The organism is Brevibacillus sp. HB1.1, from assembly GCF_013332445.1.
Taxonomy (GTDB): Bacteria; Bacillota; Bacilli; order Brevibacillales; family Brevibacillaceae; genus Brevibacillus; species Brevibacillus porteri.
The window spans coordinates 811919-831845 of the sequence record NZ_JABMIV010000002.1; the positions used below are offsets into that span (position 1 = coordinate 811919).

Consider the following 19927-nt stretch of genomic DNA (forward strand, 5'->3'; position numbering starts at 1 on the left):
ACAGAAAAGACACGTTGCAACAAATCTTTTTGTCATAGCTGGTTACAATAGGAATAGGTTAAGCCTTTACAAAAGGTGGTGCATAGTTGTGACCAGACGATTTCTTCCTTTTATCGCTGCTCTTTTGTCTCTGATGCTGCTTTCCTTACCAGCTTTTGCGCAAGACGAAGCAAGCTGGGACAAGCAATTCCAAGCACAAATTCGAGAATGGATGGATGCAATCGCAAGCCGAGACCCCCAATTCAAGCAATGGCAGGACGCAAAGACGGACGTGCAAACACTTGGTGCAGGGCAGCATCAATGGCTAGTAAGTATAAAAAAAGCGGACAAGCAAGTAGGGTATTTGGTGATTGGAGAATCACCTGATTCTACCTCCCATGAGAAATTTGTTCTCCTGGAATACGGTGTCGGGGAGTACATCTTGTTCGATGACGCTTTTGCTCCGAAAGAAATCGCGGCAGAGCCAGTTTATGACGGGTTCGCTTCCTACTGGCTGATCACCCAGAAGTCAGATACACAAATGGTCAATGCAAAAACGGGAGAAATGTATCCCACTTCCTTTCAAATTAGCGAGCCCACAGTCGATGCTTTTGCAGGCGAGAAGCTCATACAAAATGGACAACGCCTGACTCAAATGAGAATTTTAAACGCAGCCGAGGCTGATCCTTTTGATCATATCGGGTGGGTCAGCCAAATGAGTACAACGGACACAGACGTATCCTGGAACCAATTGTGGCAGCAAGATTATACCTCGCCGGTAACATTAGCCGTCCCGATTCATCAGTCACAGGTTTTGGCACCCTTTGTCGTGGGGTCCCTGCATTTATGGAACGACCAAAATGCTTATGTCGGCGTATGGGATGAGGGCCTGCGCTTTGTCCCGTATTCGTATGCCCATCGCGTCGGACGATTTTTTGTAAACGAAACAAGCTCTCCTGCCGAATAACCGGTTGGAGAGCTTGTTTTTTACGTTTTCTATTCACCGATGTTCTGTAGGAGAGAGACGTTCATGAACGGCATGAAAAATTTCATTGACCGTCATTCCCTCTGCATTAATGATGGGAGCACCTGTAATCGTTTTGTTTTCATCACCCAGTACGTTGATATCCTGGCCTGTAATGACAATCGCATCTACCACCTGCTGCCAGTTGCCCAAATCAACAACATCGTAACCATTTTGACGCAGCATCTTGCACAGTTCAGACAGGGAATTTTCTACCGCTACTCTCGCCATATGCACCCTCCGTCTTCGTTCATGATAGGTTTGCGAATTTTATTTGCGCCACAACAGTCGAATGGACATGGGAATGGCACCAAACCAGCGTGACGACCAAGACTCGCGTGGAGTCTTACGCAAACGGCGTTCATCTTTCGGGGTATCCATGTACTGAACAAACAGTTTCGTCAGGTACTTTAAATATTCCTGAAAGGACATCGCACTTGACCTCCTTCTTACTCACGGATTCACACCATGGCGCAAGCGCTGTCCCCTCTATTGTTCCCCGTCCTGCGTTCTTTCAACCACTTGGCTCGTAATTTCCATCACAATATCGGAAAGGCTCTTCCCTGTCGTATCCACCTGAATCGGGGCGAAATCGTATACACCAGCACGCTCCGCCATTAAGGTTTTTACCCTTGTCGCTACGCCTCCTGCCAACAAGGGCCTGCCTGTATCATTTTCCAAACGCTTGATGAGCTCTTCTTCCGTGGCATGCAGTGCGATTACGATGCCGTGCTCCATCATCATCTCTTCGTTTTGCTTCCGTAATACAGCTCCTCCCCCAGTTGTTAGTACCTGATGCCCTGCTGCCAGTAATTGTGCAAGACGTTTCGTCTCGACGTCTCGGAAATACGCTTCGCCTTGATCTGTGAAGATTTCTGGAATGCTGCGACCTTCACTTTCCACAATCGCATCATCCAAGTCCGTATGCTTCATTCCCAAAGAGGCAGCGAGAGCGGCGCCAACCGTGGTTTTTCCTGTTCCCATAAATCCGACTAACACCAGGTTTTTCATTTTGTTTCTGCCGCCTTTCCAATCGTTCGGTATGTATTGATCTTCACCGTTTTTTGTTGTTGATTGTACGCTGTCTCATATTCTAATGCTTTTTCAAAAAATGACAGTGGAACCATCGTACGTTCTTTGATTTCGATTAACGGGCTGCCTAAATCTATTCGCTTCCCATCTACGACAGCAAAGCGCTCCCGTTCCTTTATAAATACTTCGCGTCCATTTCCTTTTACGCGGATCATTTGTTTCTTGTCGTCCCAGCTAATGGCTAATCCCATTTTCTCACCGAGCTCACGCAGCGGAATATACACCGTATTTTGGGTGACTCGAGCCGGAATCGATGGATAAAAACTCATGTTATTGATGATCGTGGTGATATAGGGCTCCAATTGCACGGCACCAAAGCCATTCTTATTTGCACTATTGGTATACAGGGTGAAATATTTCGCTTCCCCTTGCAAGGTTTGCCCAAGCGCCTGATCGAGATGCTCTGCACCAATGACACTGCCATGATAATTTTGCTGGACGCGCTGCAAGAATCGCTTATAGGCATCGTCACCGATTTTGCGGCGCAGGTTATCGAACAAGAGTGCTCCCCGGGAATACCAGGTCAGCTTAAACTCTTCTTCAGTGGCAAACTTCTGCAACGGCTTGTCCAGCTTTCCATTTGGATAGCGCTCTTGCAAACGTTTGACATCCCGGTTGTACTCATCTAACAAAGTCGTAGCTGATTGGGCACCATAACGCTTCTGCAAGTAATGGGACACACCGAGCTCCACCAGCCCCTCATCAAGCCACCCATGCGAGGACTCCAATGTAGCCACACTGTTGTACCACCAAAGATGCCCCACCTCATGCGGCAGCCAATGATCGATCAGATTGTTGTGATGCATGTCTCTTTTGAATACGGCGAGATTCGCGTACTCCATGGCGTACGTCGTTCCTGTACTCGTTTCCGCAATCGCCACGTGCGGATACGGCAACGGACCGTACATGTCGATGAAAGTAGGAAATACCGATTGGGCAATGCCCTTGATTCTTTCTATGTTCCCTTTATCAACGGAAGCAATGTCAACCGTTAAATTCGGAGCAAATTGAATCGTTTCAATGTGATAAAGCGGACTTCCCACCAGTCCAAAGTTCAACAGATTTTTTGCTTGATAATGGACTTGTTGCTTACTCCCACCGATTGACTTCGTTTGTCCTCTACCCCATGAACTGACCCATTTGTAGCCTTGTGGAGAGGTAAATGACACATCGTAATCTCCATAGTGGTAAACGAATGGATCACCAAAATCAACGCGTTGCGGCGGATTATACCAAACACCTTTTTGATTTTGGGCCCCCAGCATCGGGTACCATGTCGTCAACGTCCATATATCGTCTTTGACTCCAAATCGTGTACCCCTACGTGGAACCGGGTTCTCGAATTCAATGGTTAAGGCGCCACGAAGCTCCTTACCTAGAGGATTTGCCAGCTTCACCAGCGATTGACCACGTTCAAAAGAAAGCGGCTTGTCCTTGTAGCGAATCGACTTCACCGTCATTTTGTTCCAAAGGTAGTCGTAAATATACAGCCGTACATCTGGAGTTTTCGGGTTGTCAAACTCCAAGGTCATATTCCCGGTTATTTTTGCTTCGGACGTATGTAATTCTGCTTGAATCTTATAGACAGGGTTCAAATCCTTTACATAAGACGGCAGAGGCGGATCATAGGAAAATGGATCGACGAACTTTTGCTCCTCCTCAGGTGATTGATTCATGGCAATGATTTGAGAAATGGCTGGCCAATACGCGACGACCCCAACTGAGCCAAAAAAAATGAGGATCGTCACACATACTAGCAAGCTCGTTTTATGTAGTGATTTCATGACAGCCCCCAAATAATAAACCGCCCGGCGGCAGGCGCTAAATGTTTTTGTTTCATTGTAGCAAATATATGTCAAACTGAGTAGAAATTCAGGAGATTCTGTAGAGAATACGCCTTATTTGACAATGGTCTTTCCTGAGTGAAATAAAAAAGCCGCCACTCATTGTATCGTAATGATTGGCAGCTTTCTTTAGCGTTTACCAGGTTTCGTACATAATTTTTCCTGTCTGGCTAAGATCATAACCCCCGACCGCTTCCAATTCCTTTTGAAATGGACGTGAATCGAGAACATCAAGAACGGCCTGAATGAGCGGTTCATTGTCCTTATTTTTCAACAAGACAAGGTCATATCGCTCACGCACAGTTGGGACAAACTCCACTCCCACGAGTGAAGCTGCCTTTTCAATACCCACCCCTACGTCTGCCTCGCGCCGTGCTACTACCCCTGCGACTGCCAGGTGATTGGACTCTTCCCGTTCATAGCCAATCACGTCCTTCCCCGCTATTTTTGCCAGTCGAAACTGTTCTTCAATCAACGTGCGTGCACCAGACCCTTTTTCCCGATTGACCATTCGAATCCCCGGCTTCGTAAAATCGCTCCATGCTTTGATCTGTTTCGGATTACCTGCCTGAACGTAGAATCCGGCCCAACGTGACAACATATTGATGACAACAAAACGATGCCCACACAAAATGCGACGAATATACGGGACATTGTATTCGTTGGTATCCCCATCGTACAAGTGTGTGCTGACGATATCAGCCTTACCTGTATACATCGCCACGAGGCTGTTCAGGGAGCCCACGTACGAGCGAAGCAGTCGGTATGCCTCATCTTTTTTCTCCAAATGCCCCGCTAGTAGGTCCAAGCTCACATCCTGTCCACTAATAATAATATTGCGGCCTGTACCAGTCTGCTCATGTCGTGACGTCTGCTGAGCTTGTCCTGTCTGTGGGATGCTGACGGCTGAGGCTTGTCTGTATTCTCCCTTTGCCTTCGCCTTGTACGCTTCCAGATCGCTTTCGTCTACGCGCATTTGCCTCCCGACTCGATAAGCGGGCAGCTCGCCTTTTTTAATCAGATCGTAGACCGTCAGCTTAGAAATACGTAGAATTTTTGCTATCTCTTCGGTGGTATAAGAATTTTGTTGACTCATGTCCCGCCTCCGTTATCTCCTTTGCTCTATTTTCAAACAACTGTCGTAAAATCGCAATTGATTATTCATTACGAATCCATATAATCTAGTTATGTCCAGTTATAATTAATTATAACTAAATATAATTATGGAGGTCTTTTTTTATGAAGAAGCACTGGTTAGCCTTATTGACGGCATTTTGCTTGATGCTCACTGCTTGCTCGACAACACAAACAGCCCCACAAGCAAGTGAGCCAGCAAAAACCGAAGTAGCAAAGATAGAATTGATGATTTCTGCTGCTGCTAGCTTGACGGATGCCTTGAATGAGTTGAAAACGCAATATGAAACAGAACACCCGGGAACGACCCTCACCTTTAACTTCGGTGGCTCGGGAAAACTCGCCACACAAATTACGCAAGGCGCTCCGTCTGACGTATTCTTGTCGGCTAGTAAAAAAGACATGGACGGTCTAGAGGAACAGCAGCTGATCGCTAAAGACACTCGCCAAGACTTCACGAAAAACTCGCTTGTTCTCATCGCAGGTAACACAAGTGCTGTCGCAGTCTCTTCTTTTGAAGAGCTGAGCAACGCAACGATTAAGCACATTGCCGTCGGTGAGCCTGAGACAGTCCCTGCTGGACGATATGCGAAAGAAACATTGGATACGCTGAAAATGTGGGATTCTCTTTCGGCACAAATGGTATTTGGCAGCGATGTTCGCCAAGTTTTGACCTTCGTAGAATCCGGTAACGCAGAAGTCGGCATTGTCTATTCCAGTGATGCCGCCGCTTCGAAAAATGTAAAGGTATTGGCAACAGCCAAGCCTGAATGGCACAAACCGATCGTTTATCCAGGTGCGGTCGTCAGCGCATCGAAGAACCCAGATGCAGCAAAAGCTTTTCTTGCCTACTTGACAAGCGACAAAGGAAAAGCGATCTTACAGAAGTATGGGTTTCAATAAATAAACCAACCGAATCGAAATTGGAGGTGGCAAGCGTGATCGAAACGAATCTTACTCCTTTGATGCTTTCCCTTAAAGTAGCTGCGCTCTCCACCTCCTTTGTATTTGTCCTTGGGATGGTTTTTGCAAGGTGGATGACACAAAAGGATTTTTGGGGGAAGAATGTGCTGGAGTCCTTCTTTTTGCTTCCGCTTGTTCTCCCTCCCACTGTTGTTGGCTTCGGCTTGTTGATGCTTTTCGGAAAAAACGGCTTTCTCGGCCAGCTACTGCATGAATGGTTCAATATTACCGTCGTCTTTACGCTGACAGGAGCCGTCATTGCCTCGATTGTCGTTTCCTTTCCATTGATGTATCAGAGTGCAGTCGCTGCCTTTACAGGAGTAGATCAACGTTTAGAGAATGCAGCACGCACGATGGGCGCTTCCGAATGGCGATTATTCTGGACCGTTACCTTTCCGTTGGCTTGGCCTGGCCTGTTGGCTGGGTTTGTTCTTTCTTTTGCCCGTGGTTTAGGGGAGTTTGGTGCTACGCTGATGCTCGCAGGCTACATCCCTGGGAAAACCGATACGATTCCCGTCGCCATTTATTTTGCTGTTGAGGCTGGTCAAATGGATAAGGCATTGTTTTGGGTCATCATTATTGTTTCCTTAGGTATGGGTACGACTCTCTGGCTGAATTGGTGGAGTCGTCGAAACGTGCGCAGGTACGCCAATCAAAAGTAAGGCAGGTGAATGGTAAATGCTCTTTGTCAACATACAGAAGCGTTTGCCTGATTTTATTTTGGATGTGTCCTTTTCGGTGCAGAAGGAAATTGTCGTGCTGTTCGGACCATCCGGCTCTGGCAAAACAACGATATTGAACAGTATTGCAGGTCTGGTTCATCCCGATACCGGCGTGATCCAATTAAACGAAAACGTCTTTTATCGCGAAGGACAGAAGCCCCTTCCCGTACAAAAACGCAACATCGGGTATTTATTTCAAGATTATGCGCTGTTCCCTCACATGACAGTCGAGCAAAATGTTCGATACGGCTTGAAAAAAGAGCATGAGCTAAATTTGGCTCCATTGTTGTCCACAGTGGGAATCGATCATCTGCTGCAAAAATATCCTCACCAATTATCCGGAGGACAAAAACAACGGGTGGCACTCGTACGTGCACTTGCTACTGAACCAGACATTCTGCTCCTTGATGAGCCTTTATCTGCGCTGGATGCGGATACGCGTAAACAATGCCAGGATGAGTTGCTTCGCCTTCACGCTATGTGGAACATCCCGTTTCTACTGGTCACCCATGATCGTGAAGAAGCCGAGAAGCTCGCAGATGTCATTTTCCTGATTGATAACGGCACAATCAAAGAACGGAAACATGAAAAAAGCCATTCAGCAACGTCCATTTCCCGATAATGGGATGGCATTGCTGGATGGCTTTTTACTATCGAGCTGTGATTGGTTCAATTTTCACATCGTTTTGCTTTGCCCACTTATGTACTTCGACAAGGAATTGTAGTACGTCATGGCTCTCGTGATGGACACAAAGGGTATCGGCCGCCAAGTCAATGTGCTCGCCATTGACCGTCATTACTCTTTGTTTTAAAACGAGCTGACGTGTCTGCTCCATGCGTTCTTCCTTGCTGATCAGCACGCTTCCTTCCAACTCACGCGGTGCCAATCGACCATTCGGCAAATAAGCCCGCTCTGCAAATACTTCCTCTGCCACTTGAAGGCCGTGTTCCAAGCCTGCCTCTACTAGCTTACTGCCAGACAACGCATAGAGGATCAATTCCTCATCAATATCCGCAATGGCTTGGACAACCGCTTCGGCGAGCTCTGGGCGTTCAGCTGCTTCGTTATACAACGCGCCATGCAATTTCACATGGTGCAGCTCCCCACCGAGTGCTTTTGTAGTCCCAGCCAAGGCTGCAATTTGATACAGCACCAGCTCATATACTTCATTGACAGATAAGTTCATCGAACGACGTCCGAAGCCTTGAATATCTGCATATCCGGGATGTGCCCCGATTTTCACATCATGCTTGAGTGCAGCTTCGATTGTTCTGCAAATAATATGTGGATCTCCTGCATGCAATCCGCAAGCAATATTAACGGAGGTGATCCATTTCATAATCCCCAAATCCTCAGATTGTCGACCTCTGCTGAAGCCCTCTGCCATATCGCAGTTAATATCCAGATGAATCATGTATGCTCACCTTTCTTTCGCTAATCTATCTCTTGAAAACGCATTCATGCGCGTGGCTTCTCGTTTTCTTCCACTTTAGCATACCATGTACGCCCGTTTAACAAAAGCGAAAAAGCTGCCGAAAATTGGCAGCTTATGAACAACTTATGTCGAACCAACGGTTGCTTGGCTGCTTTCTTCTGTCTGTAAGGTCTCTGCTAGTGCCATTACCTGGTTCTTCTCTTGTTTATAATCGTATTCCTTTGCCTTATCCGGTCTGGCATTGTTGTACTCTACCGGGATCTCATGGCGATGGGAGCGTTCAATTTTTGTTACGAAGTGCAGCTTTTCCATAATGCGAATCGTTTCATCCAACAAATTGGCATCCACATACATCGAAACGTAATTTAAGCGTTTGGAGATGTAATGAATGGTGCCAAATTTGCGTAAATTTTTGGCGGCACGCGTGTTTTTCACCCACACGGCGACCCCCAGACGTCGCTCTCTCATGTTTTGCCGTCGGTCTCCTTCCCAATCGTGGTATACTTACTGGTGAAAGCTTATTACAGAAAGGAATCGTGGTCCTATGCTGGCTACGTTTTATCATCAATTCGAGGAAGCGCTTCACCGCGAAAAAATCGTGACCCATAGCAGTTGGCGAACATATGCAGGCCAGCTCTTTTTCTATGTATGCAGTACGCTCCCTGCTCCTTTGCTGACAAAGCAGCTCATGGAAACAGGAGAGCGCCTGACCACTGATACCAAATTAAAGCCAGAATGCATTTACGTGCGCTCTGATGACGCGCAGCATGTGTATCGCTTCCGCTTTCGCGTACCTGACGAGAAGCAGTTTTGCTGTGGCAATCTTTGTGAAGACTGTTTTCTGCTGCGCCAAAATGAATCGGGAACAGCGTGAATTACGATGGCTTTTTCACACTGCAGCCGCAGCTTCCACCTGTCCCGCAACCACTGCCCTGCGCCTCTAAAAATGGATTGTTACTCGGTACCTTTATCGTTTCCGAGACGGAATGAGCAATGGTTCTACTCACCTGATACAAGAGCTCATCCAGAGCATCCTCTGCTCGCTTGAATGCCTGTACGGAATCCCTCAGTTCAATGTTGCGCTTCAGTTCCCGTACTTCTTTGGATATATGATTGTAATCCGGGTGATACTTCCCGAACCGTTGCACATCTTCGTACTGTTCCTTCTTAGCCTCGAACACGACGAGCAGACGTTGCACTTCCTCATCTGCTTCCATTTGGCGTTTGGCCTCCAGATAATCTGAGACCTCGCGCGAGTGGTTAATCATCGTGGACAGCTCATGAGACTCCATGATCAACTGTGTCATATCCACAGCTTCCAATGTTTCCATAAAGCGAGACCTCCTTTCGCCGTAAAGTGAAAACCTTACGTCATTCCTGATTGTATCACGATGCACACCCTTAGTACAGATATTCGGGCACGACAATGCGCACTCGCTCAATGTTGTCGAGACGGTAGCACTGTTTGCCGCCCTGTCCGGCAATCGTAACCATCCAGTACCCCATTTCCAGGCGTACTTCTGTCGGCAGCCCTCGCAGCTTTTCTTTGCCGTTTTGCTGGATCTCGACTTCCAGCTTCAGTTCTATTGCGCGCTTAAACAAATCCCGCATGGACTGTGGATGATACGATTGGAAATGCTTCGTCCACATTTTGGGTAGTGCGGCGATTTGCTCATTTTGCTCAGGGAACGTGTTTTCAATAGCATAACCGTCCCAAGGCCGTTCAATGAGAAGCAGGCCTTTATTCCCCGCTTGACTATTTTGATGCGGCTGGAGCTCTTTGCTTGCGCTAGCAACATGTGACAGCACTTGCGGCTCATAACCGAAGTGACGTAGTAAACGGATTAGTTCTTTTTCCTGCGAGTGTGGAATTAAAAACGCATTCGGCGATATCACTTGGGTAAGAAATGGGTGAAAGTCAGGAATTTCGCGCCATTCCTCCAGAAATCCAGCATGTGCTGTCCGCACGAGGAAGTACGGCTCCATTTGAATCTGCCTTGCTGTTCTCGCCCATTGGCTCACAACCTCAATCAAGCTCTCAGGCAACGGATGCACACAGGAGGCGCGGAGCTTTTCGATGACTTGCTCCTCCGTCCCTCCTTGAGCCAAATACGATTGCAACAGCCTTGCTTGCAATTCTCCCCGAATCAATTGCCCATCAAATTGGAGCTGGCAAAATCGGCTGATCTCCCATACATCCAGCAATGGAACAAGTGGAGGGATTGTAATGGCACCTGTGGGGTCCACAAACCAGCCTTCCTCCGACGATAATCGCGGCAAGCTGCTCCAACGCCAAAAAACCCCTCGCTCCTCGTCCATCCCGAGCTGAATCCATCCCAACCCTAACAGTACATGCATCCATTGCTCCACAATGAGCTCCTCTGCATTGTCGGGTAAAGGGAATCCTGCTTCGTTTAGCATGCGCAATTGCTCTTGGATGGAACACCACTGCTCGACAGGAACCTGTCCCATCAATTGAATGAAAAATTCCCACCAATCGCCATGCGGCAAAAATTGTTCCATGACGAGTTGGTACATCTCTTCCCAACGTACGAGCGGCAGTTGATATAGCCATTGCTTCGTTCGATTGAGATCGAGTACGAGTTCTCGCTCTTCCCTATGCACCAAGCCCAGTCTGAGCGCAATATCAAGGACAACGGTCAAAGATAAGCCCTCTCTTTGTTCCTGATCGAGCGGCGGAATCACGATTCCTTTTACATGCTCGTCTGTAAACGAGAGCAGCGGCAGCATTTTTTGCGACATCCTGCGATGAATGCTTCCTTTTTGCGTTATAGGAATTTGGTTGTCTCGAATAAACAACAAAAGCCCAAAAAGATCCAGCTGTATCCCTCTGCCTGCTGATATATAATAAGGGAGCGTTTTTGAAAGAGAAACAAAAGCCTGAGAGGCTTCCGGCAGCATTTGATTCGTCAACTGTTCTCGAACCTCTTGTGGCATCAAATAGCCGATCTCACTCCACATTTTCCGTACAGTCAAGATCAGTCCAAGCCGTCGCAATTTCGTCAAGCCGACTGACAGATGTCTGTGCTCTTTTGCCGTTTCGCGTTCCCAAGCTCGTTTGCTAAAAAAACCTCTCGTCGCTTTGGTTACGAAAAGCCGGATAACGGCTCGTTCCAGCTCATCTGCCTGTTCCCATACTTGCCCAATAAAAGCGGGGTCCAACAATCTCGCTGTTAATTCTTGCTCTTCGGCAATCTGATATCGTTTGGTCTGTTCATGTAGAATCGCTTGTCGCGTTGATTCGGACAGGTATTCCAGCGAATCCTTCACACGCACGCCTGTCACCTCAGTTTATATGATGTTCGATTCATTACTTTTACCAATTGGAGGGATCTTGATGTTGCATGTATTTCCTAGTTTACTCTTAACAGCAACCTTGGCAGTAACGGGTACACAAGTCTTGTCACCTCAACATCCTACCGTATCTGAGCCTGTGGCGAAAGAGGCTGTACAAGCAGATGCTGCTTACGAGGCCGTTGCAGCTCCCTATCCGCCCGCTGTGCAGGAAGCTTTGAAGAAAGTTCGAAAAAATGGCGGACACACTATTGTTCGTGCCAATGGAAAATCTTATGTAGTCGTAGGTGCAGGACAGCGCCCTACAGGAGGATATCGTTTAGTGGCGGACCAAGTCAAGCGGACTGGCCCTCATGCCTTTGCCGTACACGTTCGGGTACAAGCACCAGCTCCAGGTTCGATGAAAACACAAGTCATCAGCTATCCGACGTTGGTGATTGCCCTGCCAGACCAGCAAGCAAAAGTCAGTGTGCATATGCGCTAGTCTATCCACGAAAAAAGCCGACAGTTCGAATGCCACAAGGCGTATCGAAGTCGGCTTTTTTCCTTTTTCCAACAGTTACCCTTGCTTATTCAGGGCTTTACCTCAATGAAAAAGCTCTCTGCAACACCATACGACTCGTGGTTATTATGAGCCAATTCTACCTTGACCTCATGCTTCCCAGCTGGGATATCCTTCATGACATAGCTAGGCTCAAATACTTTGGCGATCTTTTTGCCGTCGAGGTACAAATGAACATGACCTTCCCCGTGCTTGTTTTCTTTCCCCATGTTTTCGAGGGAAAAAGAGAAGTTCGTAACGGCCAATTTGAGTTGCAAATCATCTTTCTCAAGGGTATGCGTCACAGCGAGTGTCGGCGCTGCATGATGAGCGTGCGACTCGTCTGCTACCACTTCGGTTTGCGCTTGTTGGTTCGCGTACACAAACCATTCCACACCAGCCGCAATGGCAATCAAGAGAAACAAGCGGAAAAGAAATCGTTTGGTTTTCACCGGAGCTGCTCCCTTCCAATATGAGTCTTACCCCAGTGTGCCCGACTCCTGATTGGTTCATTCATCCATTTTTGCTGATTGATTTAACCTGCTATCCATACATACTCAGCATTCCAATAGGTAAAAGTAACCACAAGATGCTTTGGGGAGGTCAGTGACTGCGTATGAATGCATGGAATGAAACTCTTTCTATTTTTGCTTTAGGAGGAGTATATGAAATCGGCAAAAACATGTACGGGATTCAATGCGGGGATGAAATCGTCCTCATTGATTGTGGATCGAAGTTCCCGGATGAGAGTTATTTAGGAATTGATCTGATCATACCGGACATTAGTTATCTGCTGGAAAATCAGGAAAAAGTCCGAGCCTTGATTGTCACGCATGGTCATGAAGATCACATCGGGGGCATTCCCTATTTTTTAAGACAATTAAACGTCCCTGTTTACGGTACCCGCTTAACGTTAGGACTTATCGAATTGAAGCTGAAGGAGCATGATTTGCTTCATCAGTCCACCCTTATCTCCATCGATCGTCTCTCTACTATTTCATTAGGCTCGCTCACGATCAGCTTTTTTCAGACGAACCATAGCATTCCTGATTGCTTGGGTGTTGTATTTGAGACAAAAGCAGGCTCTATTGTGCATACGGGCGATTTTAAATTTGATTTAACGCCGGTGCATAAGCAATCCCCCGATTTGCACAGAATGGCCGAAATCGGTCAGAAAGGTGTATTAGCCTTGTTGTCGGAAAGTACCAATGCGGAGCGCCCAGGCTTCACTCCATCAGAAAAGAACGTGGGCGATCGTCTGTTAGAAGCATTCAGTAAGGCACGGCAGAAAATATTTGTCTCGACGTTCGCTTCCAATGTATACCGCCTGCAACAAGTCATTGATGCGGTAGAAGCGACGAATCGAAAGCTAGCTTTGCTTGGCCGAAGTATGGTCAATGTGGTCAAGATCGCATCGGAACAAGGCTATTTACATATACCAGAAGACATGTTGGTGGAAATAGAAGAAGTGAGCGAGCTCGATCCAGGCCGTGTCGCTGTCCTATGCACGGGAAGCCAAGGCGAACCGATGGCAGCCTTATCCCGATTGTCGACCTCCGGGTATCGGCACGTTAAAGTAGAACGCGGCGATACCGTCATCCTCTCTTCTTCCCCTATTCCAGGAAACGAACGGAATGTAGCGCGCATCGTCGATAACTTGTTTATTATGGGCGCCAACGTAATTTATGGCTCTGGGACAGGCATGCATGTGTCCGGGCATGGCTTCCAAGAAGAGTTGAAGCTCATGCTCACTCTCATGAAGCCAAAATACTTCATCCCCATTCATGGTGAGTATCGGATGCTCCATCAACATCGTCTGTTGGCTGAATCCGTCGGCGTTGATTTCGAGTCCATTTTCATTGTAAATAACGGAGATGTCGTGGATATTCAGGATGGTGTAGCTGTACAGGAAAGAAAAATCCCTGCTGGAAATACCTTGGTAGATGGTTTGGGAATCGGTGATGTAGGAAATGGAATATTACGGGATCGCAAGCATCTTTCGGAAGATGGCATTCTCGTGATCGTTGTGACGCGCAGTAAAACCGACGGCAAGATTTTGTCGGGTCCTGACCTTATTTCCCGCGGTTTCATCTATGCCCCGGAATCAGAGGGTCTCTTGGAAGAAGCCACTCGCATTGCATCCGAGGTGATCACCAATCTGCAGGAAGCGAATGTGAGTCAGTGGAACCGCTTGAAGCAAGGAATGCGGGAATCGATTGGGAAATTCGTATATGCCAAAACAAAGCGCAGACCCATGATCCTGCCGATTATTATGGATGTGTGAGGGAAAAGACTTCTCATCATAGTCGTTCCACCTGCCTTTGAACCGAAGCAGCCATAGAAACAAAAAGAGAGCCCACCAGCTCTCTTTTTTCCCCTCAAAATATCTTCTTCGAATCCCGCTCTTCCTTCAATATCTCTACAGCCTCGCGAAAACGCATAGAGTGAACGACTTCCCGTTCCCGCAAAAACTTCAAGCTGTCCTGCAAATCAACATCATCGGTCATGTCAATCAGCCATTGATACGTCGCGCGGGCTTTTTCTTCGGCCGCGATATCCTCATACAAATCCGCGATCGGATCGCCCTTGGCAGCTATATAGGCAGCCGTCCACGGCACGCCACTGGCATTGTTGTAAAAGAGCGCCCGATCATGATTGGCGTAATGGTCACCCAGTCCCGCTTCCTTCAACTCTTCGACAGTCGCGTCTTTGGTCAGCTTATACACCATCGTGGCAATCATTTCGAGATGCGCAAACTCTTCGGTAGCGATATCCGTTAATAATCCGACCACTTTATTTGGGATCGTATACCGTTGGTTCATATAGCGCAGAGCGGCTGCCAACTCTCCATCCGCCCCTCCGTATTGCTCAATCAAATACTTCGCCATTCTTACATCGCACTTACTGACACGAACCGGATACTGCAGTTTTTTTTCATAGATCCACATCGGTTTCGTTATCCCTCTCTTCTAAACTTGCCAAGGCCATGGATCATCATTCCACTGCCACGGATACCCTGAATAGCTGCGACCAAGATTTTGCAAAGGCCCGTACGATTTCTCATATTCGTTTGCCAAACCCCAGCGCTGCTCCGTTAAATCGTTATACTGCTGGAGCGCATTCTGATCGGTTGGATGCGTATCTAAATAAAGACTGAGCTCTACCAGTACAAAGTCGATCGCTTGCAGTTGTTCAAGCAATGCGTAATATTGTTCATCGCCAAATCTATTTTCAGCTGTCATGAGTGCTCCCTCCCCAAATGACTCAGTCTGGGATCATAGGGGCTAAAAAGTGCCGGCCATAACGTACCTAATCTCAACGCTTCCATCGGGCTGTATTGCGGCAAGTTCTCCGGCTGAAATGTCATGAACAGCTGAGGGGGTACCTGGTATGTCTTCACCCGAATCGGCGGACAAGGATCATAGGGACCAACGTACGGATAATAGTCGCGTGTTTGCGAATGCAATGCCAAAATCCTCCTCCAGCTTGCAATGTCTGTTCCTTCATGACTACACTATGCAGCCCACCCAGTAGGCGTGATTGATCCCACAAAACGAAGAAACCGCTCTCCTCCATAAAAAGAAAGCGGTCCAGCATTTACGATTCCACCTGTCCAGTCCACCTAGCCATGCCACCGTCCAGATTCACAACATCTTTGTATCCATTTTCTAGCAGGAGGTTTCCGCTCTCCACTCCCATCCTTCCCGTATGGCAGACGAAGACGACTTTTTTGTCTGTGGGGATACTGGTAAACTTCTCATTGATTTCTGCAAAAGGAATATTGATGGCATTGGGGACTCTTCCCTCTTCAAATAATTCGGGCTCGCGCAGATCCACAATCACCATCTCTTGTTCATCCGTCATCCATTGCGACAACTGTCCTGAATCAATGACTTGCAAAGATGGTTTGGTATTCCCAAATACGAGGGCTATAGTAGCGAGAACCACCAACAGAGCGCTCACTATCCATCTCTTTTTCATCCTATCCACCTCTTCGATTTCTATCTTGTCTTTCACCCTTACCAAAATGCCATAAAGTCCGAAATACCGAGCAGGATAAACACGATTCCAGCCAATTTTTGCGTGACCGTACCCCATTTCCTCGTTTTGTTCATGAGAGAAGGGCTATCACTTGCGACGGCAAGCAGCAGTAATACGATGAGCAATGGAAGCGCCGTGCCAAGTGCAAATACAGTGGGAATGATCGGGCCGAACGAGCTCGTGAACATCAAAGGCATCGTCAGTCCAAAATAGAGCCAAAACATCGTCGGACAAAACCCGAGGGAAAAGGCAACGCCAAGCCAAAAGGATTGTGTCTTTCCCTCAAATCGCTCCGAAAAACGCTTGATTTTTTCCTCAAATGATTGCGTATGTAGAAATGGCAGTCGAATCCATCCGATTAAGAACAATCCAATCAAAATAAACATCGGAGCTAGTAGCTTTCTCGCCCACTGAAACAAAGGAATCGCTTGTGTAGAGAGTTGTTCACCGAACGCAAATACGATTGCTCCCAAAGCGGAATACACGACTGCTTTGCCAAGGATGAACATCCAGACATGACTACGAAAGCCACCTCTGACGACGACATTCTTCCCGAACACAGTAAAAGCAGCCACATTCCCCGATAACTGGCACGGTGCAAATGCGCCAACGATCCCGAGCAACAACGCTCCAATCAACGGTGCTTGTTCGCCCATTCCGTAATACAAATCGGAAAAGGGCTTGCTGATCCATGCTCCATATTGATACAAGTACGAATACCAATCCATGCTTCTCCTCCGAGTGGGTCTTCCTTTTCGTTTATTTTACAGAAAGGTTGTGAGGAAACTATGAAGAAAAAAAGAAAGGCATGATTCGCCTCTCCTTTGCTTCATCCCGTCACTTGCAAGCGTCCTATCATGCCGCTTTCTTTGTGTCCAGGGATCGTACAATAAAATTCATAGGTTCCTTCCTCCAATGCCTTCCACACGGTTTCAACAGACTCTCCTGGTTTGGCGTGCAAATGAACCACACCTTCAGCCATTGCTCCATGATGATGTTCGCTGCTTGATTCTGAAATCGTAACGATTTTCCCATGAGACACAACCTCGATATCGTGCTCTACATTGCCATCATTTTGAAAGACAACTTTGATCTCCGTATCTTTTTTCACGGTAAATTGGTTCGGTTTATACGAAAAGTCGACGGCTGTGAGGGTGATTTCTGTCGCGCGATCGCCTGCATAAAGAGCCGGGGATGGAAACGGTAATGATTGAAACCAGAAGAAGACGGCAAGCAGCAACACAGCTGGAGTGCCTGGATGATGAAAAAAGGAGGACAACTTCGTTTCTTTTTTATTGAAATCAATCAGCTTGGCTACGAGCAGCATACATACCGTATAGAGCATGACGAAAACAAACAGGAGAGGCTCTACTTTTTCACTGGGAACCATCTCTCCTAGCATGGCGCCCATCATCCCGCCCATCACACCCGATAAAATTCCTTCTACAATACTCAGGATCGACAAAGGAACTCCTAGCAGAAAACCAGACAGTCCACCAGCCAGCATTCCCCACATGGTGGATACATAAAGGTCTCCCCTGTAAACATCGCCGAGGATCAACCCACCGATCAACCCAATCATCATACTGACAGACATCGTGCTCATCATGCCTTGCATATGATCGATTCCCTGCTTTCGTCGCCATATAAACCATGTAAAGCAAACATAAGCGAAACCGACATAGATCAGGACCTGATACACCGCGCTCAAGATACCACCCCCGAGTATATTCTCCACATTGTAAAGTATGTCCTACGTCAACAAAATAGGACAAAACAACAAGAAAACCCTCTGACTACTGTCGAGAGGGCTCACACCTTTTCTAGTTCGCATACCGATTGGCAGCCTTTGCGCTCTCAAATTCCCCCTGATGATGGATACATGAAACATAGTGGTCGGATGAGATTCGCTCTAGCATAGGTTTCATATTCCGGCAGTGGTCAACCTGATGGGGGCAGCGGGCAAGAAAAGGACATCCTCGTTGGATTCCTTCATTCTGCACTTCCCCATCTACTATCAGCTCTTGCCTATGTTTGAGAAAATGATTGAGATCGGATACCACGGCTACGAGTGCGCGTGTGTAAGGGTGAGAGGGATGATACAGAATCTCATGGGTCGGTCCGATCTCGACGATATTCCCTTGATACATGACAGCTATCCGATCACACATGTAGGCAGCCGTCGACAGGTCATGGGTAATAAACAGCATCGTCAGACCCATTTCTTCTTTCAATGATTTTAATAGCTGCAAAACGCCCATTCTGACCGACACATCCAACATGGAGGTTGGCTCATCAGCCGCAACGAACTTTGGTTTTAAAATGAGCGCTCGAGCGATTGCAATTCTTTGCCGCTGTCCCCCGCTTAGCTGATGCGGATAGCGCTGCAGAAAGCTTTCGGCAGGTCTTAGCTCGATATGGTTGAGAATTTGAAGCACTTGATCCCTCTTCTTTTCAAAGGTACTCGCTTTTTGATGGGCATGGAGCGGCTCCATTAAGATTTCAAGAATCGTCATTCCCGGATTCAATGAATCGTACGGGTCCTGAAAAATCATTTGCATCTCTTGCCGAATTCCCCTCACTGCCCGGTCTCCTAATCGGCACAAGTCTTGCCCATCAAAAAGAATTTGACCGGATGATTCTTTTGTAAGCCGCATAATCATTCGGGCAGTCGTTGTTTTCCCGCACCCACTCTCCCCGATGATCCCGAGAATCTCCCCCTTTTTGATAGAGAAATTCACATTGTTTACGGCATAGACCGTCGTCTTTTTGCTGCGAAAAAACGCTCCCTGCTTCTTTTCAAAGCGTTTGACCAAATTTTGCACCCTCACCAAATCATTATTGGATTGCGACTTTTGCGGATCGGTCATGTCTTACCCTCCTACAAAACAGGATACAAAATGCCCTTCATGCACTTCTCTTAATGGTGGAGACTCTACCTTGCATTTGTCTTGCACATGCTGGCATCTCGTATGAAATCTGCACCCTATTGGCGGGTTTATGAGCAGCGGCACTGTCCCCGGAATCGAACGACATTCTTTTTCGGGGTCATTTATATCGGGAGTGGCAGCGAGCAAACCTTGTGAGTACGGGTGCCTTGGGTTCGTAATCAATTGTTCCGTTGTCCCACATTCCACAATCTTGCCCGCATACATAATGGCTATCCTTTCACAGATAGCTGTCACCATCGGCAGGTCGTGAGAGATAAGGATAATGGATAAGTCCATAGATCGTTGCAGATCTTTCAATATCGCGATGACTTGCGCTTGGGTCAACACATCCAGTCCGGTCGTCGATTCATCTGAGATGACGACCTGCGGATTACAGGCTAGCGCCATCGCTATGGCTACACGCTGTTTCATTCCTCCGCTGAATTCATGTGGGTACGACTTGCGCCTCTGCTTCGGAATCCCGACCCTTTCCAATAGCTGTTCTGTTCGTCGGATCGCTTCACCCATCGTTATTTTTTCATGTAACAAAATCGCTTCCACGATTTGATCCCCGACCGTAAATACAGGATTCAAGGCATTCATCGCGCTTTGGGGAATAACAGAAATCGATTTCCAGCGGAGCTTTTCGATCTGCTCTGCTGGCGCCTGCAACAAGTCGACTCCACCCAGCATGGCCTTCCCGCTTATGACCTTCCCCGGGTATTCGAGCAAGCCCAGAATGGACTGAATCACGGTGGACTTCCCGCAGCCAGACTCTCCAATCAGTCCGAGCATTTCCCCCTTTTCTAGGTGAAAGCTGACATTCTCAACCGCTTCTACTACACCATTTGCCGTAAAAAAGTGTGTGTGCAAATTTTCGACGACGAGAACTTTATTCATGGCTAG

26 protein-coding genes are annotated in these 19927 nt (G+C 47.4%); 7 read left to right on the forward strand and 19 right to left on the reverse strand.

Annotated features, from left to right (window positions below):
• Positions 1 to 88 precede the first annotated feature (88 nt).
• A complete protein-coding gene (locus HPY27_RS08765; RefSeq protein WP_174224789.1) occupies positions 89 to 946 on the forward strand; it encodes a hypothetical protein in 858 nt (285 codons plus the stop codon).
• A 33-nt stretch (positions 947 to 979) separates the two neighbouring features.
• Here the strand turns inward: HPY27_RS08765 and HPY27_RS08770 are convergent, their stop codons facing one another.
• The 5 genes from HPY27_RS08770 to HPY27_RS08790 form a co-directional block, all read right to left on the reverse strand.
• On the reverse strand, positions 980 to 1234 hold the full coding sequence (locus HPY27_RS08770; protein WP_017247966.1) for a YkuS family protein: 255 nt from the start codon (positions 1232 to 1234) through the stop codon (positions 980 to 982).
• 39 nt (positions 1235 to 1273) lie between these two features.
• Positions 1274 to 1435, reverse strand: a complete 162-nt coding sequence (locus tag HPY27_RS08775) for a YqzE family protein (protein WP_007725773.1) — start codon at positions 1433 to 1435, stop codon at positions 1274 to 1276.
• 57 nt (positions 1436 to 1492) lie between these two features.
• Positions 1493 to 2014, reverse strand: a complete 522-nt coding sequence (locus HPY27_RS08780; RefSeq protein WP_174224790.1) for a shikimate kinase — start codon at positions 2012 to 2014, stop codon at positions 1493 to 1495.
• Positions 2011 to 3879: a stalk domain-containing protein gene (locus HPY27_RS08785; RefSeq protein WP_026043023.1), complete on the reverse strand. Its 1869-nt coding sequence runs from the start codon at positions 3877 to 3879 to the stop codon at positions 2011 to 2013. The genes HPY27_RS08780 and HPY27_RS08785 overlap by 4 nt, the downstream gene beginning before the upstream one ends.
• A 196-nt stretch (positions 3880 to 4075) precedes the next feature.
• A complete protein-coding gene (locus tag HPY27_RS08790) occupies positions 4076 to 5035 on the reverse strand; it encodes a helix-turn-helix transcriptional regulator (RefSeq protein ID WP_174224791.1) in 960 nt (319 codons plus the stop codon).
• 143 nt (positions 5036 to 5178) lie between these two features.
• Here HPY27_RS08790 and modA point away from each other — a divergent pair, with 143 nt between their 5' ends.
• The 3 genes from modA to HPY27_RS08805 are packed head-to-tail and all read left to right on the forward strand — an operon-like array spanning position 5179 to position 7380.
• On the forward strand, positions 5179 to 5976 hold the full coding sequence (modA, locus tag HPY27_RS08795; protein WP_174224792.1) for a molybdate ABC transporter substrate-binding protein: 798 nt from the start codon (positions 5179 to 5181) through the stop codon (positions 5974 to 5976).
• A 35-nt stretch (positions 5977 to 6011) separates the two neighbouring features.
• On the forward strand, positions 6012 to 6698 hold the full coding sequence (modB, locus tag HPY27_RS08800; RefSeq protein WP_017247962.1) for a molybdate ABC transporter permease subunit: 687 nt from the start codon (positions 6012 to 6014) through the stop codon (positions 6696 to 6698).
• A gap of 16 nt (positions 6699 to 6714) precedes the next feature.
• Entirely contained in the window at positions 6715 to 7380 is a 666-nt protein-coding gene (locus tag HPY27_RS08805; RefSeq protein ID WP_069844594.1) for an ABC transporter ATP-binding protein, read from the forward strand.
• Positions 7381 to 7408: 28 nt separating this feature from the next.
• Here the strand turns inward: HPY27_RS08805 and HPY27_RS08810 are convergent, their stop codons facing one another.
• Both HPY27_RS08810 and HPY27_RS08815 read right to left on the reverse strand, forming a co-directional pair.
• Positions 7409 to 8173 (reverse strand): LamB/YcsF family protein, encoded by a 765-nt coding sequence (locus HPY27_RS08810; protein WP_017247960.1) that lies wholly within the window; start codon positions 8171 to 8173, stop codon positions 7409 to 7411.
• 144 nt (positions 8174 to 8317) lie between these two features.
• A complete protein-coding gene (locus HPY27_RS08815; RefSeq protein WP_007725782.1) occupies positions 8318 to 8662 on the reverse strand; it encodes a YlbG family protein in 345 nt (114 codons plus the stop codon).
• Positions 8663 to 8738: 76 nt separating this feature from the next.
• On the opposite strand from HPY27_RS08815, the gene HPY27_RS08820 reads away from it, so the two are divergent.
• Positions 8739 to 9068: a hypothetical protein gene (locus HPY27_RS08820; protein ID WP_017247959.1), complete on the forward strand. Its 330-nt coding sequence runs from the start codon at positions 8739 to 8741 to the stop codon at positions 9066 to 9068.
• A 1-nt stretch (position 9069) separates the two neighbouring features.
• Here HPY27_RS08820 and HPY27_RS08825 read toward each other — a convergent pair whose 3' ends face one another.
• Together HPY27_RS08825 and HPY27_RS08830 are read right to left on the reverse strand one after the other, a co-directional pair.
• Positions 9070 to 9525 carry a YlbF/YmcA family competence regulator gene (locus HPY27_RS08825; RefSeq protein WP_017247958.1) on the reverse strand — a complete coding sequence of 152 codons (456 nt, stop codon included), beginning with the start codon at positions 9523 to 9525 and terminating at the stop codon, positions 9070 to 9072.
• A gap of 70 nt (positions 9526 to 9595) precedes the next feature.
• Positions 9596 to 11491 carry a hypothetical protein gene (locus HPY27_RS08830; protein WP_174224793.1) on the reverse strand — a complete coding sequence of 632 codons (1896 nt, stop codon included), beginning with the start codon at positions 11489 to 11491 and terminating at the stop codon, positions 9596 to 9598.
• 61 nt (positions 11492 to 11552) lie between these two features.
• On the opposite strand from HPY27_RS08830, the gene HPY27_RS08835 reads away from it, so the two are divergent.
• Positions 11553 to 11993: a protease complex subunit PrcB family protein gene (locus tag HPY27_RS08835; protein WP_017247956.1), complete on the forward strand. Its 441-nt coding sequence runs from the start codon at positions 11553 to 11555 to the stop codon at positions 11991 to 11993.
• Between the two features lie 89 nt (positions 11994 to 12082).
• Here HPY27_RS08835 and HPY27_RS08840 read toward each other — a convergent pair whose 3' ends face one another.
• Positions 12083 to 12502 (reverse strand): thioredoxin domain-containing protein, encoded by a 420-nt coding sequence (locus HPY27_RS08840; protein ID WP_174224794.1) that lies wholly within the window; start codon positions 12500 to 12502, stop codon positions 12083 to 12085.
• A 164-nt stretch (positions 12503 to 12666) separates the two neighbouring features.
• Between HPY27_RS08840 and HPY27_RS08845 the strand changes: the two genes are divergently transcribed.
• The gene (locus tag HPY27_RS08845; RefSeq protein WP_017247954.1) at positions 12667 to 14334 is read left to right on the forward strand and encodes a ribonuclease J; all 1668 of its coding nucleotides are present in this window, start codon (positions 12667 to 12669) and stop codon (positions 14332 to 14334) included.
• A 94-nt stretch (positions 14335 to 14428) separates the two neighbouring features.
• Here HPY27_RS08845 and HPY27_RS08850 read toward each other — a convergent pair whose 3' ends face one another.
• The 9 genes from HPY27_RS08850 to HPY27_RS08890 form a co-directional block, all read right to left on the reverse strand.
• The gene (locus HPY27_RS08850; protein ID WP_017247953.1) at positions 14429 to 14998 is read right to left on the reverse strand and encodes a manganese catalase family protein; all 570 of its coding nucleotides are present in this window, start codon (positions 14996 to 14998) and stop codon (positions 14429 to 14431) included.
• Between the two features lie 21 nt (positions 14999 to 15019).
• Complete coding sequence (locus HPY27_RS08855) at positions 15020 to 15292, reverse strand: spore coat protein CotJB (protein WP_173621533.1); 273 nt, start codon at positions 15290 to 15292, stop codon at positions 15020 to 15022.
• A complete protein-coding gene (locus HPY27_RS08860) occupies positions 15289 to 15516 on the reverse strand; it encodes a spore coat associated protein CotJA (RefSeq protein ID WP_017247951.1) in 228 nt (75 codons plus the stop codon). The genes HPY27_RS08855 and HPY27_RS08860 overlap by 4 nt, the downstream gene beginning before the upstream one ends.
• Complete coding sequence (locus tag HPY27_RS08865) at positions 15447 to 15647, reverse strand: hypothetical protein (protein WP_174224471.1); 201 nt, start codon at positions 15645 to 15647, stop codon at positions 15447 to 15449. Before HPY27_RS08865 ends, HPY27_RS08860 begins: the two co-directional genes overlap by 70 nt.
• Positions 15648 to 16031: a rhodanese-like domain-containing protein gene (locus HPY27_RS08870; protein WP_174224795.1), complete on the reverse strand. Its 384-nt coding sequence runs from the start codon at positions 16029 to 16031 to the stop codon at positions 15648 to 15650.
• A gap of 38 nt (positions 16032 to 16069) precedes the next feature.
• Positions 16070 to 16819 (reverse strand): cytochrome c biogenesis CcdA family protein, encoded by a 750-nt coding sequence (locus HPY27_RS08875; RefSeq protein WP_173621532.1) that lies wholly within the window; start codon positions 16817 to 16819, stop codon positions 16070 to 16072.
• Positions 16820 to 16920: 101 nt separating this feature from the next.
• Positions 16921 to 17793: a cupredoxin domain-containing protein gene (locus HPY27_RS08880; protein WP_035291118.1), complete on the reverse strand. Its 873-nt coding sequence runs from the start codon at positions 17791 to 17793 to the stop codon at positions 16921 to 16923.
• Positions 17794 to 17914: 121 nt separating this feature from the next.
• Positions 17915 to 18961, reverse strand: coding sequence for an ABC transporter ATP-binding protein (locus tag HPY27_RS08885; protein WP_174224796.1), 1047 nt, complete (start codon positions 18959 to 18961; stop codon positions 17915 to 17917).
• Between the two features lie 3 nt (positions 18962 to 18964).
• The gene (locus tag HPY27_RS08890) at positions 18965 to 19921 is read right to left on the reverse strand and encodes an ABC transporter ATP-binding protein (RefSeq protein WP_026043020.1); all 957 of its coding nucleotides are present in this window, start codon (positions 19919 to 19921) and stop codon (positions 18965 to 18967) included.
• Between the last annotated feature and the right edge of the window lie 6 nt (positions 19922 to 19927).